The sequence below is a fragment of the Rhodopirellula europaea 6C genome (genome assembly GCF_000338295.1).
Taxonomy (GTDB): Bacteria; Planctomycetota; Planctomycetia; order Pirellulales; family Pirellulaceae; genus Rhodopirellula; species Rhodopirellula europaea.
On sequence record NZ_ANMO01000113.1, the window covers coordinates 11,785 to 29,556 of the forward strand.

Here is a 17,772-nt window from a genome sequence, read left to right on the forward strand (position 1 = left end):
CTTGCGGGAGTTTGTGGTCATAGCCCCGTAGCAGATTGTTCGCACCAAGCGTGCAATTGCGGCAAGAACGATTGATAGGCAGGATCGGAAGCCACGTTCCGAGTCGCTCCCGGATCATTGTCGAGATCGATCAAGACGATGTCTTCGAGTTTGCCGGTCTTGCTCGACACATATTCCGTGTAGCGAAACCGCTCCGTGCGAATGCTGGTTCCAAGCACCGGCCCAACGCCTGGTTTGGATTTCTTGTATTGGCTGAACGCCGCCGGACGAACCGACAGTTCGGGATCACGGACCACTCCCGCGATGCTCTTGCCTTGGCAATGTTCCGGAACCGGCACTCCGGTCAGCTCGCACAAGGTTGGGAACACGTCCACCAATTCCACCAACGATTTTGTTCCACCGGCAGGTACGCCCGGCGCGGACACGATCAACGGGACTCGCGTTGCGATTTCATAGTTGGTGTGTTTGCACCAATCGCCAAAATCGCCGACGTACCAACCATGGTCGCCCCACAACACGACAATCGTGTTCTCGCGTTGCCCGTTGGATTCGAGAGCGTCCAGCACCTTGCCAACTTGTGCGTCCATGTAACTGACCGCGGCCCGGTAACCATGGATCAGCTCACGAGTTTTGTCGTCGTCGAGCATCTTCGTTTTCGCGGGGATGTCGGCGTAGTTCTTCAGCTCTCCCCAACTCGATCGAGCGTACGGCAAACCATCAATCACATCTTCGCGAGAAGGAATTTCAATGGCGTCGCGGTCGTAGAAGTCCCAGTACTTGCCCGGTGCATTGAACGGCAGGTGTGGCTTCAAGAATCCAACGGCCAAGAAAAACGGTTTGTCTTGCGTGGCAAAGCGTTCCAACATCGCAACCGCTCGCTCGGCGTCGTGCCCATCGGCGTAAGCATTGTCCGGGACATCGCCGCCGTTTTCGATCGATGGTCCCGGCTTCTCGCTCGAGTTGGCCGGATTGCGTTTGCGAGGCAGTTCCTGGACGTAGCCTTTTCCCTTGCCGCGATCTCGCGGTGCCCACTCGTTGGCATCGACGGTCCAGGCCGCCGCATCGTCGCTGGCGCTGTGGTAGACCTTGCCGAGAAACACCGTTTCGTAGCCGTTGCGAGACAGGTGTTGCGGCAGCGTCAGCACGTCGGGCATCTTCGACCGCAGCAGCGTTTTGAAGTTCCAGCACTGCGTCGTTTCCGGACGGCAACCGCTCATCAAACTGGCTCGCGAGGCACCACAAACGGCGACCTGGCAATACGTACGGTCAAACCGCATGCCTGATGCGGCTAAGCGATCGATGTTCGGGGAGTGCATATACGATTTGCCGTAGCAACCAAGTTCCGGTCGCAAATCATCGACCGCGATCATCAAAACGTTGAGCGGTTTGGATGGCGAGGCTTCTTGAGCCGACGCATCAAGCGGAATCGAACAGACGAGGCAAGCCAAGCCGTAAAACAGATGGCGGGGTCGGAGCGTGTGCATGGTGGGAATCGGGATGGGGGAAATCGTTGAGGGGTTCCCGTTATAGCTGAATCCACAATAGGTTGTGGGTGACCGGGCGAATGCGCAGCGTGGGGCGTTGGCGTGACGGGGTGTTTTGTTACAACTCGCCCCCGGCGGTAAGGCTCCCAGACGGCGAAGTTTACACGCATTTTGGAATGAATATTTGATGACGTCGAATGACGCCCTTTGTCGAATCAGTCCCGCTTCGGAGTCGAAGACGCACCTGTTGTGGGTGCCGCATGCCGGCGGTGCGACCGCTCCGCTGTTCAAACAATTTCGCAGTCTGACAACGTCGCGAAATGCTCCGAGTTCCATCCACTTGTGGGCCGTTCGGATGGCCGGGCGTGAGTCCCGTTTCTCGGATCCACTTGAAACCGACATGGACTCGTTGGTTGAATCGATCGCGACCGAAACGGAACGAACCTTTGCTGGTGACGACACGTTGGTGCTGGCGGGACACAGCCTGGGTGCGTTGATCGCGTATCGGTTGGCGATTCAGTTGCTGGAACGCTCCGGTGATCAAACACCCGTAAAAGGTTTGATCGTGATGGGAGCCTCGCCGCCCAACCAATGGACGCAGAACCGCGACTGGTTGGACTGGGACGACGACGCGTTCGCGGAAGAACTCGACCGTCGCTATGGCGGTTTGCCAGCCGGTTTGAAACAGCATCCCGACGCGCTCGCGATGTTCTTGCCCATCGTGCGTGCGGATCTAAAACTGGCACGTGGAGTCGCGACCGTTGAGCACCCGACCATCCCCGTTCCCATTCGGGCTCTCGCCGGGGCGGAAGACCATGTTGCCAACCGAGCCAAGATGCAAGGCTGGCAAGCGCTCACGTCGGCCGGGTTCTCTCTGCGAGTGTTGCCGGGGGATCATTTCTTTCCCGTGGCAAATCTCAGCAAGGTATTGCTGACCGCGGAGACGCTGAGCGGGGACGGCGGTTGAGAACCAAGATCGACGGTCTAGAAGACCATCGTACGTAGGAAGCGGTCTCGACGGTCTTGGAAAGACCATCGTACGGAGATTGCTGCCTCGACGGTCTTGGAAGACCATCGTACGGCGTCAGTTGAATTTCCAGCGTGGTGGTTCGTCTCTTTGAAGCGGTTCTTGCTTCAATACCTGACGCAACATGGCGATGGGCAACATTCCGGCTTCCATGATCGAATCGTGGAAGTCACGTTCGGTCATCTCGCCCGACAAAACCATCTCACGGTGCAATTGACGGATCTGCAAAGCACCGAGCATGTACGCGGCTTGATACAGCGGCGGGTAGCTCGGACCGATGCTGCGTCGAACTTCCGCGGTCGCGTTGCGTCGTTCAAACCCAACGTTGTCGACCAAGAAATCGACGCACTGATCCGGTGAAAAACGCCCCAGGTGAAAGTTCAACGAAAAGATGATTCGTGCACACCGGTGGGCTCGCCAAACCAGCATCCCCATGCGTTCTTCGGGAGTGCGAGCGAACCCATCGTCATACAGTTTCAGTTCCCAATAGACGGCCAATCCTTCCAACCAGAACGGCGTGCTCATCGTGCGACGGTGAGGTTGGAACCGCTCATTGCTGTACATCTGCAAGTGGTGACCGGGAATCAACTCGTGGTGCACCGTCGCGCGAGCGTATCCGATGTTGTTTCCTCGCAAGCTTTGGCGTTTGTCACTCGGTGACATCTCCGAAGTCGGGAATGAAACGCTGATCACTTCGCCACCGGTGAAGAATGGATTCACCTTTTGTCGCTCGGGAGTCATCATGATCATCCGCCAGCAATAATCGGCGAACGGTGGGACCGTGATCCAGTCACGTTTACGCAACCATTCGACCGATTGGTCAGCCATCTTGCCGATCAAAACCGGCTGTTGGCCCGGTGCCACGTGGTGATTCTTCATCCGTTCCACCGCGGCTTTCCAGTCATCGCCCAAACCCATGTCTTGAGCAACGCGAACCATTTCGGATCGCACAATCGCGTATTCCTGCTCGGCCAATTCGATCAGTTCCTCAGGCGAATGATCGATGAACTGACGCCGCAATTCCAACTCGATTCGTTCCCGGCCAACCGGCGTGCCGGACAAATCCTTTTCGACCGATGAGGTTGCCGGAGCAAGCTTTTCACCGGACTCTTCGATTCGCTTGCGTTCCAATCGTGTTTCGACCTCAGCGGTCAAAAGATGCCAATCGACTTGATCGTCCAGAGACCATTCCTCGAACGGTTTGCCATCCAATTTCAAAGCCGCCAACTCCTCTTTCCACTGTGGCAACTGTGCCGCCTTCTTTTCACGATCGCGACCGCGACGAGTGAAACGCCGAACGATCGATGGCATCCAAGTCGCTTCTCGTTGCGACCATGTTTCGATTGGCGGATACGCTTCGCCGAACACGAACGTTTCCGCAGGCGACGGCAATTCAATGGAATCGCTGGCGACTCGTTTGGACAGTTTTTCCGTCAGTGATTCGTCAACCGTCAGGCCTTCTTTCCATGCCCGAAGTTTGCTGCCGGTTTCCTTGGCCAAATCGAGCACCCACCAATTGAAATCGGGGTGATAGCCTTCGTAGAACGTTTGCCAAGATTGGTACGCGTCTAACAAGTCATCCGCGGCGTCCATGACCGGTTGGCTGACGGCGACCGTTTTATCCTTGTCTTTCTGTTGGGATGAATCCAGCGTTTTGCTGAGCGTTTCCATCTCAGCCGCCATCGCTTGTCCATCCAATGGCTTCACTCGATTGGAAAGATCCGTCAGCGAGATCAATTGATCGGTGAAGGGAGCCAACTCGCGGAGTTCTTCCGACGACGCAACAAGCGTTTTCAGTTGTTTCCTTTCATCACCGACAGCCGCAAGGAGTTCGTGAGCAACTTCCGCGTCCGCGTCGCTCAACGCGGCATCGCCTTCGGCACCGATTGCCGTCTGCAATTGGCTTTCCCAAGCAGCCAAAAACGCGGCGGTTTGCGACAGACGTTCTTCCGCCACGCGAACTGGCAAACGACGTTTCAGCGTTTCCAGGTCAGTTTGGTAGTGATTTTGAATGTCCATCCAAGCGATCTGTGGTTGCAGTTTTTCCGAGTCGATCAACACGGTGGCAACTTCTTCGGATGGCTCACTGGAATCAGAGGTCGATTTGTCGATCTCCTTCCCGGGTTCTAGCTTTTCGATGAAGAAGTCCAACGTTCGTCGCTTGCCGTACTTCCCGCCGTCACTGTGCCCCACGTTCGGCATGACCAGCATGTCGAAGTCCTTGCCCGCTTTGATCAATGCGTCCGCGAAACGCAGCGTGGATTCCGGTGGCACGTTCGTGTCGAGCTCGCCGACGATCAAAAACAGATCGCCGATCAGGTTGGCCGCGTTGTCGATGTTGCTGCACTCGGAATAGTGATCGCCGACGGGATAGCCCATCCACTGTTCATTCCAAGAGGCTTTGTCCATTCGGTTGTCGTGGCAACCACAAGCCGCCACGCCAGCGTCATAGAAATCGCCGTGGAACAACAACGCGGATCCGGTGTTTTGGCCACCAGCCGACGTTCCGAAGATGCCCACTCGTTCCAAATCCATCGCCGGATGCTCTATCGCGAGAGCCTTCATCCAGGCGATGCGATCGGGGAAACCTGCATCCTTCAGGTTGTGCCAACACACATCATGGAAGGCTTTGGATCGGTTGGCGGTCCCCATGCCGTCGATCTGCACAACGATGAAACCAGCGTTCAAATAGTCACGGTGCCAAGGTGCCGAACGGAACGATTTGGGAACGTGTGAATCGTGAGGTCCGGCGTAGATGTACTCGACAACGGGATACTTTTTGTCAGCGGCGGGATCGTAGTCCTCGGGGAAACACGCCAATCCCCAGATGTCGGTTTCGCCGTCCCGGCCCTTGGCAGAAAAGACTTGCGGCAAGTTCAGCTCGGCATCGTCGGGCGTGACCGTTGCTTTGGCCAGCGTTTGAATCAGTTTGCCATCAGCGGAACGAAGCTCGTGAACGGGCAACGAATCAACCCGCGAATGAGTGACCACCAAACGACTTCGATCGGGTGAAAATGTGGCGGTGTGATTCCCGTTCCCGTCAGTCAACAAGGTGAAGTTCTCTCCGCTGAAGTCCACCCGAGCGTAATGCTTCAAATACGGGTCTTGGCCTTCATGCACACCACTGACCACCAAATCAAGCACGCGATTTTCTTCGTCGATGTTGTCGATTCCACGCACGACGAATTCGCCGCTTGTGATTGGGCGGATCTCACCTTCACCGGACAAATCGACCAAGTACAGATGTTGATAGCCGTCTTTCTCACTGACCCAAATGACTTCGTCACTGGCATCCAGGTAAGTCCATTGGGGCAGGTCGGTTTTATGAGTGGTCCAAATGAACGTTTCGGATTGTTCATCGATGACGGTTTTGACTTCGCCAGACAACAGGTCGATATCGAACAAGCGGAACCGTTGATGGCCCCGCTTGGTCACCGCTAGCAAAGCTCGGTGTGGTCCGACCAGCCGCAGGTTCCAAAAACGCTGGGACATCCAAGGCAAATCCAGCTCAATTGCTTCACCCGTTTCCGCGTTGAACGACAGCAAGCGAGTCTCATCGACTGGATCGCCAGGCAACAAGTACGGACGCGATTTCAGGACCGCTCGTCCGGCCGCCTTGGGCGACGATTCGACCAAGTGAACCGGTTGAGTCTCGTAGGGAATGACCGCTCGTGTCAGCAACACGGTTCCGTCGGGCGACCATTGAGGCGACTGCAACCTCATCGGTTGAGCGGACTCCTCGGCGTGATCACCAAAGGATTCTGCCAACTGAGATTCTTCGATCAACGTCTTCCACTCATCCGATTCTGCAAGCCGCAATTGCAACCGTCCCTCTGACAGTCGAGCCAAGACCTTGTCGTTCCCGGGGGCAGGTACTCCGGCGGACCAATCGTCGCCGCGTTGAAAATCGCGACGGCGGCGTCCACGGCGTTCGGGTTCAGGTTGTGTCACGCGGGCAGGTTCTGAAACTTCCACGCGAGCCGGTTCAATGTCGGCGACGAAGTAACCGAATCGAGTTTGGTTGTCACCGACCAGTTCCCAAACGTGCCCAGCGAAGGTCGTGCGAACCAATGTGTCTTTCGCAGGGATCGAATCGTACTTGACTCGTTTGCCGCTGCTGTCGACCCAGAACAATTGCAGCGCTTGATCGGTTTGGTTGACGAACGTGATCTCGGTGTGGGCTTCGGCAGATCGACCGGATCGTGGTGACCGGCCGCCGCGAAGTTCAGCGTCTCGCGTGATTTCTTTGTTCTCGGAATCAACCTCCGTCATCTCGCCGGTTTCGGCATCCACTCGAATGCCGGTGAACGATCCATCCGCGTTCTGACGACGGAACCAAAACGAATCGTCATTGGTCCAGTGAGGCGTCAACGTCTGCTGAATGACGCGTGGTCGCGGCGACGAAGAATCTTGTGCGTTCGCGGAAGCAGCGACCGAAATGGCAGCCAACCCGAGCAGCAACGCCGCGAATCGAAACGCAACGCTCGCGGACAATCGTCCGGCAAAAATTCCAGGCATCCAATTGTGAAACTGCAATTTCATGTCTATATGTTCTGTGGAACCGTGATTCAGTGGGCTGCGTCCCCGCCAATCGAGCTCTGTTCGGCCCCCACTACGAACGAGCCTTCCAAGTCCATTGATTTCGCGGGTTTGCGTCCACTTTAGTCAAGCAGAACGAGGCGATGCGTCGCTTTGAATGATTCGTCCGACAATGGCGAGATCCTGCTCCTACTCTCATTGATTCGGGAATGAAGATGCTGCCTGCACGCGTACGGGTGTTGGATTCTCACACCGGTGGGGAACCGACGCGCATGGTGATCGGAATGGAAGAAACGCTGGTTGGGCAGACGATGGCAGAACGCCGTCTGTACCTCCGCGAAAATTTCCAGGCGTTGGGAGCCCCGATCGTCAACGAGCCTCGGGGCAACGACATCATCGTGGGGGCGTGGATGTGCAAACCCGTTGATCCGAGCTGTTTCGCGGGGGTCGTGTTCTTCAACAACGTGGGCGTGTTGCAGATGTGCGGGCACGCAACAATCGGTGTCATTGCGACGCTTGCGTGGCAAGGAGGATTGCCGCCGGGGATCCATCGCTTGGAGACTCCCGTGGGAATCATCGAAGTCGAATTGCATTCGGACGGCAAAACGGTCTCGCTCGAAAACGTGGCGAGCGAACGCTATCGATCCGCGGTTCGCGTCGAGGTTCCCAGTTCACCAAGTCTTGCCAACACATTCGTCACCGGCGACATCGCCTACGGTGGCAATTGGTTTTACTTGGTGGACGATCATGGTTTGCAATTGGAACTGGGCAACGTCAGTCAGCTGATGGCGACGACGCTGAGCATCAAAGCGGCGTTGATTGATCAAGGGATCACCGGCCAAGACGGCGACGAGATTGACCACATTGAACTGGTCGGTCCATCCAAAAAGGCTGACGCGAAGAACTTTGTGTTGTGCCCCGGCAACGCCTATGACCGCTCGCCTTGCGGCACCGGAACCAGTGCCAAAGTCGCTTGTTTGGCAGCAGCCGGCAAACTCGAAGTCGGCGAAACGTTTCGACAAGAATCGATCACCGGTAGTTGCTTCGAAGCGAGCTACCGGATCGACGAATCCGGAGCCGTGATCCCAAAGCTCACCGGATCAGCAGAAGTCATCGCCGAAACAACGTTGCTGTTCGAGCGTGAATAAAAAGGCTCACTGAGCATCGCCAGTACGATGGGATTCCAAGCCCGTCGAGTTACAACCGGTTGCTTGACTCAGCCAGAACGCGATCGCATTCGGTTCGTCTCGGTAACCGAGGACGATCGCCCCTCGGCTGATCGCTCCATCTGCGAACCGTATTGAATCGACAGCCTGGTCAACCAACCGCTTCGTCGGGCTCGGAAGCCCAACGTACAACTAGTGAACTCAAGTCACTGATTGCCTTCGTTGCCTTTGCGGCGGTCTTCCAATTGCTTTGTTGCACCGCGGAGTGAATCGAGCAAACGTGGGACTTGGCCAGCCGCCAAGAACACGCGAGCACTGACGGCGGACTGAGGGAAAAAGCTGGTCAAGAAGTCCAGGCCGAACTCGGTCGCACCGTGGCCGATCATGACCCCGTTGGCATAGGTTCCGCTGAGCACTTCATCGGGTAGCTTCAAGTCGTCATAAATTTCTTGCGGAGTCGGTCGACGTTGTTCCGCGTTCGGATTGGGTGTCGGCGTTGGCATCACCGGATCGCCAAAGCGACCTTTGTACAACTCCAGATTCTTTTGCAAAGCGTCGACAAACTGAGGCATCACGGCGTGCGGGATGACCACGCGAACGGCGACCCGGTGGGGACGACCCACGGTCTGCAAAAAGTCAACGATGAATTCGCTGGGGCCAGTCATCACGATCGCGCCGGTGCTGAAACAACCACCGGCAACATGATCAGGAACCCGGGCTCGAACGGCTGGATTTTCGGCGGCGGGATTGCTGCCCGGCGTCGGAGTTCCGGGCTGGCCGTCGGCGGGTTGACCGCCCTCCGGCACGCCGTCACCCCATTGGCCGCCGCCGAGTTGACCATCGCCGGGTGGAGTGTCACCGGACCCATTGTCGTCGTTGGGTGGACCGTCAAAGGGAGGCTCAGAAGGCGTGTCAGAATTCATCGGGACCGCAATTGCGAGGAAGCGAAAGGAGACAACCGACGCCATTCTATCGACAGAAAGTTCATCTGTCGTCGGGACTGGATGCTTCGATCTCCTCATTGGTGGGGGATAGGGCACATTCCGATCCAAGTTGAAAGTCGACTGTTTGTTTGCACTTGCGATCACTCTGCGCCATCTTAAGATGGACAGACCATTAATCACCCCGCATCCCCGTTGAAGGTCCCCGCCGTGTTAACTGAAGCCACCATCGAACGCATGTTCCGTGAACTTGTCGCCGAACCCAAGAAATGCACGGAAGAAACTTTCGACCAAGCAGAAGAGTTGCTCGAGCGTGAACTGCGTGACGAGAGCCCTTTGCGTCACCGTTTGACAGTTGAACTCGAAGAACTTCGCACTCTGGCCGCCAAGTAATTCGACGGAGTCGAGCGAAACCATTCTGGGATCCTTACGCTCGACGCGTCTTACCCAAACTGCCAAACACATCTTTTGGCAAACGACCACCAACCTTCTGCCACGGTTGGTTTCTGAAAATTCAAACGAAATGAATGGCGCGGTTGCCAACAACCGCCCCTTTCTTATCTTCCCGGTCTCATTTCCCGGAACGCCTAGCAGCCCGCAGCAACCAACGCTGCCGAGCGAATTGGTCTTGTCATCCTGATACAGACAATTGATCAATCGCCGAATCAAAGTTCGGGACCGATGATCTTTGGCAATTGACGGTAGAGAAACCTTGGCATCACTGCCAAGAAGCCATCTGAGACTGGATCGTGTTCAATCGCCAAACTGGCGCCTACCAATCGAGCTGATTCGCGAATTCGGTGCAGCACATCATCGCGGCGTGGCCCCAGAGGCTCACTTCGGACAACGACCGGCAGACGGTCATAGGTTGCCGATGTTCCAACCCACCAGTGCGATGAATCAACTTCTCGTACCTGCAGCCCCATCGGATCCAGGACTCGCTCCAACATCTCGCCCGCCGAGACTTCGTTCCCAGATTCACCGGCATAGGCCATCACCAATTGCCCTGGCGACAAACGACGGCGCTGAGCATCGTTCCAGTTGATCACGCAAGTCGCATCGTTGATTCGAGACGTTCGCCTCAACAAACCAGCCATCGCGATCGCGGTGTCGAGTTGCGCCCCTGTCTTGCCCTCACTGAGCACTCGCCATGCCGGGGGCAGACCATCATCGACAAGCTTTTCGGTCGGCTTGTGAGTGTACGCGGCCGACCATCGCGACATCACATTGTCGCTGAGCAGAGGCTCGTGCTGTCGCAGCCGCCGCAAAGATTCCGTCGTCAAACAACGCAAATGCAATGCGTCTCTGGGTTCGAGTTCAACCACCGCGTTCAGTTGATCGAGAAGCTTTTCCGCGGACCCACGTTCGTTACCAAAGTCTTCCAGTTCGATCAGCGATTTCGTTTTCGCCTGAAGCATGTCCATCGGCAACGTCAACGTCAGCCGATCCTCTTCGGTTTCGATCTCCAATCCCGCCGACCGAGCGGCGCGGCCGAGCAACTGGCCGATCGTGGTCATTCCTTTGGAGTCGGTGGCGACGGGCTGCCTCAAATCAACATCCGCCAGATCCATCGAGACCCAATCCAATTGAATCGGGATCAACGTTGCTTCGCCAAGAAACAAAATCAGATCCGACAAAGGGTAACCCTTGGTGCTGACCGCCAAACGCATCTTCAGCGCCGTCTCGATGTTGATTTCCTCCGGCGGCGTCGCGATCAACATTGGATCGACAAACTCGTCTGCGGCGATGTCCAGAACGACGTCTTCCAACACCGGAGCTTCTGACATCGGCGGAGCATCGGGAGCCTGCCCGGGCATCTCCAGCAACATTTGAAACTGAGCGAATTCAGGCGGCAACTCCATCACTGGGTCAGGTTCTGATTCCGTTGGCGGTGGTTTCGTGACAGGACCGGCGTTTGGTTGATCACGTCCGAGAACAGCGGGCGGACCGTCGAGTGGGCTTCGAGGCATCAAGTCGTTGGGAACTCCCGGCACGTCCGAACCGCCCGCATCCAAAGCACCCGAGTCCGTATTCGCGTCAGACATCTTGCCGTCGGACATTGGATCGCCGCCGGCGGTGTCCGCTGACGTTCCAACCGCGTCCGGTCCGTTTTCCACCGATGCACCAGCATCAATGACGTCGACTTTTGGACTGATCGCCGGATCGTTCCCGTTCGATTCAATGTCCGCTTCGGAATCGGCCGATACATTGGCGGCCCCATTTTCAATGGGTTCGTCGGACGTATTCGACACAAGCCCCGGCCCTGTCGTCGCCAGACCCGCGGTTTGATCGGGCTGACGAAACCAAATGAACAAGCCTGCCATGACCGAGACGCTGAGCAGCGAACCGACGATCCACATCGCGACTGATTTTGATGTCCCGCTTCGACGAGCTTGGTACAACTCGTTTGGATCGACACCGCCGGGCGATGCCATCGAATTGGTTTCCGAATCGCTGGTCGTCTCCGGCAAAACGCCTTCGTCAGACTCAAACGATGTTTCGCTCGCCAACGGCGGAGCGATCAGCGGACCAGGATCACCAGCGGCTACGGACGATTCGGTGGGCAAGTCGCCGACCGACATGCCCGCTTCCGTCATCGCCTCGCTGCCGATGGATTCATCACCAAGAGTGACGCGAGGAGGTGAAGGCGGACTGGGTTGAGCCACGTTGGTGGCGTGTTGCGGCGGATCGATTTGCACAAAGGAATTGCACTTGGGGCAATTCACAATCGTGCCAATCAAGCTCGGATTGCTGACCTTCAATCGAGACTGGCAACTGACGCACTGAACTGCGAAAGGTCGGAAATCGCCGCCGGAGGATGCCTCGTCAACCAACGATCACTTCCCACCCGCTTCCGCGATCATGCTGGAAACTTCCACCGTCACCAACGACGACGGCAACGCGTAACTAACCACTCGTCCGGCACGAGCGATGTTGACCCCGATGACTTGCCCGTCGCTGTTGAGCAAAGGTCCGCCGCATTGATCGGGGTTGAGAACCGTGTCGTGCTGCAACGCTTCTTCGAATCCGGACAACCGAATGTTTCGAGCGCCGTTGACGCGAGCATCGTTTTCAGATTCTTGCACGATCGCCGCTTCACGCATTTTTGCCGAGACCTCTTTCGTGTCACCATCGCGAACGATCGTGAGCTGAACGATCTCACCCGGGAAAACCATCCGCAGCGTCGACATCACCGAATCTCGGTTGTTTTGCATTTGTCCGTTGATCGCGATGATCCGGTCTCCGGATTCCAACCCGGCTTCGGAAGCACTGCTGTTGGGCAAAATTTGTTCGACTTGGGCGCCCGCGGTCGACGCTCTCGAATTCAGTTGAACGCCAAGCATTCCTCGGTAAGCAACCCGGCGTGGTCCTGCCCCCATCACACCCAAACCAATGACACGATTGGTCCGATCCGGGCTGATCAAAAAGCTTCCCACGGTAGGAACCTTGGATGTCAGAGTCACCGGCCGAAGCATTGGAAGGGTGCCGGTGCTGTCGCGTTCGATCACCAACAAAGCCAAATCGCTGCGACGGCGGACCGCGGCGACTCGTGCCGGAAACATCCGCCCATCCCGCAAACGGACTCGGATGGGATCGTTGGACAATTCGCTTCGCTTGGTGATCACGTACGCATCCGTCGTCGGAACGGATGCACCCACATGCAGACTCGATCGAGCGACTACCGTGCCCAGTGAAACTGGACGCCCGCCGCAGATCACACCGACCACTCCATCGCTAACACTCTCGGCGATTGGACGAACCAATTGCATCATCTCGCCGTTGTCGCGGCGATGCATGACACGCTCGACCAAGCGTTCTTGCAACCAAGCCGGGACTGACGTTTCTTCTTGCGCGACGACCACACCGGCGAGCGACACGTTCACCAACGCAACGGTTGCCATCAAGGCGAACGTACGGAGCAGTGATCGCTTCCAGGATGTCATTTGCAAATCAATCGCCACGGCCAATCTCCACAATCACTTTCACAGGTTGGCCGTCACGTCGCAGCCAAATCTTCACTCGTTCACCGGGCATCGTGTCTGAAACCGCGGCCTTCAATGATTCAAAATCGGTGATATCCACTTCGCCAAACGTGATGACTTGGTCACCCGCTCGAATGCCGCCTTGATCAGCCGGTGATCCCGGACCGACTCGAACAACGTTGGCGATCCCACCTTCGCTGTTGCCACGGATCCCAAGCACCGGACGAAATCCCGGCAGATATCCCCAGGCGTTGCCGCCCTGCATTCTGTCCCAGTGTTCATTGTAGTGATCGACGGGGACATGCAAGTTGTCGGCGACATCATTTCCAATCCGGCTGTGGACGGCGATCAATTTGCCGGACAGATCAAACAACGGTCCACCGGAGTCACCACCGATCAAAGCACAATCCGTGACGATTCGATCCGGGTACACAGCCAAAATTCGACCAACCCGAGTCACCATGCCTCGTTCAGCCTCGTAGCCACCAGGATGTCCCGTCGCGATGCACCACATACCCGACTTCAGATTTTCACTGGTCCCAAGCGATGCATGTGGCCATCCGATCTCTCGTCCCGCCGAGTCGCGGGAGTTTTGTCCCGGGTCAATTTTCATCAGCCCCGCATCAACACTGCGATTCATCCCCAACGTTTTCGCGGATACCGTCCGGCCGTCATTGAGCGTCAGCATGGCGGACTTGCCCGGACGCATCGCGACGTGAGCGGCGGTCAAGACGTAGCCGGTTGGAGTGATGATCACGCCACAACCTTGAGCCGGTCCAATCTGGACGCTGACCGTGCATGCTTCCGCGGCCGCGGCGACGTTTTGTTGTTGCCTCTGCAGCGAACGCAACTGATCCAAGGAAGTTGGCACACCACCATCCGAAATCAATCGCCGCAATTCAGTTGGCGGCTCGATGAAGGTGCCGCCGGTTCGGCTGTCAAAAGCGTCCGAGGCGGACTCTTGCGCAAAATCGTTCTGGTTGACCGATCCCGGTGGGATCAACCTTTGCGACGTGATGTCGGGAGAAGCCCCGTAACTTTGTCGCGGAGGCACCAAGGTCGCGCCCGGTGGCAACGGAGGCGCACCGCCAATTGCCGAGGGAACTCCGCTAACAACCTGCGCGGGACTCACCGGTTGGGGCATCGCCAGAGCGAACAGAAAACAACTGGCAACCAGCCTCAGTCCGAGCGTGTCGTGAAATGGCATCGCGTGATTCATCAGGAGGAAAGACGGACGGTCCCCATTGTACCCCACCAACCAGCTCTTGGTTCAAGGTCTCGGCGGTCGCGACAATCTTGTTCAGGCGATAAAGTGCCGCTGCAACGCGTGCAATCGGACCAAACCACCCTATCGTCGCGAATCAACACTCTCGGCGGAATCCAGTGGGTCGGCCGCACATTGGCGAACAATGTCCGCGAACGAGCCCTTGGATGTCGCCACGAAACCAATCGTTCGCTGTCCGTTCATTTTAGTTGCAGTTTTCTCGCGAATCCGCCGCCAATCGCGACAGTTTGGTGAGCCCACGCGTTTCCATCCACTTTCCGCGCGTTACACCCACCCCATGTCGAATTCGTTGCTCATCGTCGGTTGCGGTTACTTGGGTCTGCGAGCCGGCCGGTTGGCCCAGCAATCGGGATGGCAAGTCCACGCGACCACTCGCAGTCGTTTCGAAACATTGGCCGCCGAAGGTTTTCACCCCATCGCGTTCGATTGGAACGATTCTCGCACCCTCAAACGCCTGCCGACAACGACTCACGTGTTGATCGCTGTCGCGTACGATCGAAACAGCCGCGTGGACCGATTCGCATCGCAAGTCGATGGCTTGGCGCGTTTGGTTCGGCACTTGGACAATGGTATTCCAGAACATCAATCCGCCGACGTGTGTTACATCAGCACGACCGGCGTCTACCACCAAACCGGCGGCGTGTGGGTCGATGAAACGTCGCCCACACATCCATCACGCGAAGGCGGCAAAGCTCACTTGGCAGCGGAAGCCAAGCTGCGTTCACTCCGGGTCGGCCGTCCCACCACAACACTTCGTTTGGCAGGCATCTACGGCCCCGGACGAGTCCCCCGTGCCGCCGACGTGATCGCCAAGCGTCCCATCGCATCGCCGCCTCATGGACATCTCAATTTGATCCATGTCGACGATGCGGCGACTACGGTGATGAACAGTTTCGACAACCAGCGGTTCGCATCGCGAGCACGCTCACCGCTTTACGTGGTGGCAGACGACCAACCAGTCGTGCGACGAGAGTTCTACCGAGAGATCGCACGTGCGACCCGATCGGCGGAACCGACATTCGTGGAGCCAACGGTGGATTCCGGAGTTCGTTTCCGTAGTGAAACGGACAAACGAATTTGGAACCGTCGCGTTCGCCGCGACTTGCTTCCGCAGATGCAATTCCCAACCTATCGCGAAGGTCTTCGCGATGTTCTGCAAAACGACGCCCTGAAATAAGCCGGACCAACTCGCGGTCGCACACGTCAAACGAAGGACCGCGAGGGACGACCGCTTGACCAACGATCGTTCCGCAAAGGCAGAACGCTCTGCCACTCCAGCGTACGGAGATCGCGTAGTTTGTTGATGCAGCTATTTATGCTGTTTTCGCGCACCGCACCTCTCCCGAAACGAAGTTTGGGGAGAGGTCAAGCGACGCCGTTCAGGCGTACGTGAGGGAGGGGGCAGAGCATGTAAAAAGGTGCGCACTACCCTCCCCGGAATTCTCGCTGAACGCTCGCATTCCGACCCTCCCCAACTGCGTTCAGGAGGGTGATTTCAACCTTGCGAGTACGGCACTTCAAAACTGCACGACCTCTACAACAATGGTGGCGGCGGCGGTGGTGGCGGTTCAGGTTCTGGTTCCGGCTCGGGTTCGGGAGCCGGTTCAGGAGTCGGGTTGGGTTCAGGCTCCGGCTCAGGATTTGGTTCCGGTTCCGGTTCCGGTTCCGGCTCAGGTTCTGGCGGCGGTGGTGGGGGCGGGGGCGGAGGCGTCGGCATCGATTGACTCATTACCATCGCCGCACGTTCGGTCAGCAACCGCGCTCGCCCTTTCAAATTCTTTCCAAACAGTTCTGGACTGATCCAAGTGTTCATCGCCAAAGGAATCCCCACTTCCACCTCGACCTGGGTCGTCGCTTCGGTGATTTCTTCGGGAATGACAGTCACGGTCGCGTTGCGAATCCCAATCGCGTCCATGTGGCCTTGGACCACATCCTCGACGTTCGACGTGGTCGCGCCGGTGATGATTCCTCGCCGAGCACCAATGTAGGCGGCATGATCGGCAGAGTGTCGAAGCATCGTGACACGCGTCAACTCGATGCCTGAAACCAAGATGGTGAACAAGACCGTCGAAACGACCGCCATTTCTACCACCGTCGCTCCCCGACGCGCGGACGCGTGCGAACGAAATTTTGAGTGCAGCAGTTCAAGCATGGTGCGATGTCACTAAAAGAATTCAAACAAGATTGGGCATTGATGTCACTGCGTCATCAAAGACGGCAGTTTCTTCGCGATCTTTTGAAACGCGTTTTGCAATTGGCTGGCATCCGTCGCGTGAAAGTTCTCGCCTCCACATGCGTTCGACAAGTTCGACATCCTTGATTGATCGGCCTCGTCGCTGAATGTGATCGTGAACAACGTCACTCCACTGTTCTTCAGGTGGTAGACCATGCTCTCGGGACTCAGACCGGTGTTGTGGTGACCGTCCGTCATCAACACCATCACGCGAACCGCGAATTTGCGAGCATGATTGGCGTCTGTCAGTGCAGCCAAACCGTGTTGCAAGCCATAGCCGACGCTTGTTCCTCCACCGTCAAACTGATAGGAGATCGCATCCAATTGATTGGAAATTTCTGTGTAGTTGTGTGTCAGGTCACAATTGCGATTCGCGTTGTCCGAATAGGTCGCCAAACAAAGCTTTTCATACTGTGGTGAATCGGCCAAGAATCCATTGAAAGCATTGACCGAAGCGACCAAGTCCAACCAGCGAGAGTTCGGAGGAACAGGGTCACCGTAAGCCCAACCGGGTGGAGCGGCCACCGGATTGACGTATGGATCAGGAGTCTCGTCATTCGCGTACGCCATCGAACCACTCCGGTCGATCACGAGAGCGACATCCATCGTGCTTTGTGTACTAACGGCCACACGTTGCGGACGGATCTCCAGGTTGGTTCCCATTGTCGGGAACAACGGCGAAAAGACAGGCTGTGGCGAGTTGGAAAGCGACAACGTTGTCAATCGCACGGCATTGCCAAACTCAGCGTCATCGGACAACGGTTGGAAACTGTAGCCTTCGTCCAGACTTTCACGCAGACTGATCCCGAACTCTAAATCGGACATATTGATCGGCACAACTTGCCCCGCAACAGGATTGCGTTCCGCGGCATCGCGAGCTGCCGCGAGAGCGGCGTCTTTATCACCGGTTTGGATGTAAACGCGACCGGCTGCGCACACCGCCGCATCGGTCACCACTTGGCTGTCCGCCGTAACGGCCTCAACATAGGCAACGTTGATCACGTAAGCCGCCAGGATCAACAACACTGGCAACATGATCACCAGCAAAACGATGACAGCACCGGAACGTTGTCTGGATTGATTTTTCATCTGGGGCATCAAAATGGTTCCAATC

Annotated in this window: 12 protein-coding genes; 4 read left to right on the top strand and 8 right to left on the bottom strand. The window is 56.9% G+C overall.

The window, feature by feature from the left end:
* Positions 1 to 17: 17 nt before the first annotated feature.
* Positions 18 to 1,484: a sulfatase gene (locus RE6C_RS10925; RefSeq protein ID WP_052034946.1), complete on the bottom strand. Its 1,467-nt coding sequence runs from the start codon at positions 1,482 to 1,484 to the stop codon at positions 18 to 20.
* 187 nt (positions 1,485 to 1,671) lie between these two features.
* Between RE6C_RS10925 and RE6C_RS10930 the strand changes: the two genes are divergently transcribed.
* Complete coding sequence (locus tag RE6C_RS10930) at positions 1,672 to 2,451, top strand: thioesterase II family protein (RefSeq protein ID WP_008656576.1); 780 nt, start codon at positions 1,672 to 1,674, stop codon at positions 2,449 to 2,451.
* 117 nt (positions 2,452 to 2,568) lie between these two features.
* Here RE6C_RS10930 and RE6C_RS10935 read toward each other — a convergent pair whose 3' ends face one another.
* Positions 2,569 to 7,053 carry a DUF885 family protein gene (locus RE6C_RS10935; protein WP_008656578.1) on the bottom strand — a complete coding sequence of 1,495 codons (4,485 nt, stop codon included), beginning with the start codon at positions 7,051 to 7,053 and terminating at the stop codon, positions 2,569 to 2,571.
* Positions 7,054 to 7,259: 206 nt separating this feature from the next.
* Between RE6C_RS10935 and RE6C_RS10945 the strand changes: the two genes are divergently transcribed.
* A complete protein-coding gene (locus RE6C_RS10945) occupies positions 7,260 to 8,198 on the top strand; it encodes a proline racemase family protein (protein ID WP_236618108.1) in 939 nt (312 codons plus the stop codon).
* 224 nt (positions 8,199 to 8,422) lie between these two features.
* On the opposite strand, the gene RE6C_RS10955 is transcribed toward RE6C_RS10945, so the two are convergent.
* Entirely contained in the window at positions 8,423 to 9,139 is a 717-nt protein-coding gene (locus tag RE6C_RS10955) for a DUF3467 domain-containing protein (RefSeq protein WP_236618109.1), read from the bottom strand.
* Positions 9,140 to 9,367: 228 nt separating this feature from the next.
* Here RE6C_RS10955 and RE6C_RS10960 point away from each other — a divergent pair, with 228 nt between their 5' ends.
* Entirely contained in the window at positions 9,368 to 9,550 is a 183-nt protein-coding gene (locus RE6C_RS10960) for a hypothetical protein (protein ID WP_037251833.1), read from the top strand.
* A 272-nt stretch (positions 9,551 to 9,822) separates the two neighbouring features.
* Here the strand turns inward: RE6C_RS10960 and RE6C_RS10970 are convergent, their stop codons facing one another.
* The 3 genes from RE6C_RS10970 to RE6C_RS10980 form a co-directional block, all read right to left on the bottom strand.
* Positions 9,823 to 11,883 (bottom strand): hypothetical protein, encoded by a 2,061-nt coding sequence (locus RE6C_RS10970; protein WP_236618110.1) that lies wholly within the window; start codon positions 11,881 to 11,883, stop codon positions 9,823 to 9,825.
* A 111-nt stretch (positions 11,884 to 11,994) separates the two neighbouring features.
* Positions 11,995 to 13,119 carry a PDZ domain-containing protein gene (locus tag RE6C_RS10975; RefSeq protein WP_008656590.1) on the bottom strand — a complete coding sequence of 375 codons (1,125 nt, stop codon included), beginning with the start codon at positions 13,117 to 13,119 and terminating at the stop codon, positions 11,995 to 11,997.
* Positions 13,109 to 14,359, bottom strand: coding sequence for a S1C family serine protease (locus RE6C_RS10980; protein ID WP_008656592.1), 1,251 nt, complete (start codon positions 14,357 to 14,359; stop codon positions 13,109 to 13,111). Before RE6C_RS10980 ends, RE6C_RS10975 begins: the two co-directional genes overlap by 11 nt.
* A gap of 343 nt (positions 14,360 to 14,702) precedes the next feature.
* Here RE6C_RS10980 and RE6C_RS10985 point away from each other — a divergent pair, with 343 nt between their 5' ends.
* Positions 14,703 to 15,602: an SDR family oxidoreductase gene (locus RE6C_RS10985; RefSeq protein WP_008656595.1), complete on the top strand. Its 900-nt coding sequence runs from the start codon at positions 14,703 to 14,705 to the stop codon at positions 15,600 to 15,602.
* A 357-nt stretch (positions 15,603 to 15,959) separates the two neighbouring features.
* Here the strand turns inward: RE6C_RS10985 and RE6C_RS10990 are convergent, their stop codons facing one another.
* Both RE6C_RS10990 and RE6C_RS10995 read right to left on the bottom strand, forming a co-directional pair.
* Complete coding sequence (locus RE6C_RS10990) at positions 15,960 to 16,577, bottom strand: TadE/TadG family type IV pilus assembly protein (RefSeq protein ID WP_081605622.1); 618 nt, start codon at positions 16,575 to 16,577, stop codon at positions 15,960 to 15,962.
* A 45-nt stretch (positions 16,578 to 16,622) separates the two neighbouring features.
* On the bottom strand, positions 16,623 to 17,756 hold the full coding sequence (locus tag RE6C_RS10995) for a VWA domain-containing protein (protein ID WP_039961792.1): 1,134 nt from the start codon (positions 17,754 to 17,756) through the stop codon (positions 16,623 to 16,625).
* Positions 17,757 to 17,772 lie beyond the last annotated feature (16 nt).

Coding starts and splice junctions, on each gene's coding strand:
- RE6C_RS10945 (WP_236618108.1), top strand. CDS start 7,260: ATGAAGATGCTGCCTGCACGCGTACGGGTGTTGGATTCTCACACCGGT.
- RE6C_RS10990 (WP_081605622.1), bottom strand. CDS start 16,577: ATGCTTGAACTGCTGCACTCAAAATTTCGTTCGCACGCGTCCGCGCGT.
- RE6C_RS10980 (WP_008656592.1), bottom strand. CDS start 14,359: ATGAATCACGCGATGCCATTTCACGACACGCTCGGACTGAGGCTGGTT.
- RE6C_RS10985 (WP_008656595.1), top strand. CDS start 14,703: ATGTCGAATTCGTTGCTCATCGTCGGTTGCGGTTACTTGGGTCTGCGA.
- RE6C_RS10925 (WP_052034946.1), bottom strand. CDS start 1,484: ATGCACACGCTCCGACCCCGCCATCTGTTTTACGGCTTGGCTTGCCTC.
- RE6C_RS10995 (WP_039961792.1), bottom strand. CDS start 17,756: ATGCCCCAGATGAAAAATCAATCCAGACAACGTTCCGGTGCTGTCATC.
- RE6C_RS10935 (WP_008656578.1), bottom strand. CDS start 7,053: ATGAAATTGCAGTTTCACAATTGGATGCCTGGAATTTTTGCCGGACGA.
- RE6C_RS10930 (WP_008656576.1), top strand. CDS start 1,672: ATGACGTCGAATGACGCCCTTTGTCGAATCAGTCCCGCTTCGGAGTCG.
- RE6C_RS10955 (WP_236618109.1), bottom strand. CDS start 9,139: ATGAATTCTGACACGCCTTCTGAGCCTCCCTTTGACGGTCCACCCAAC.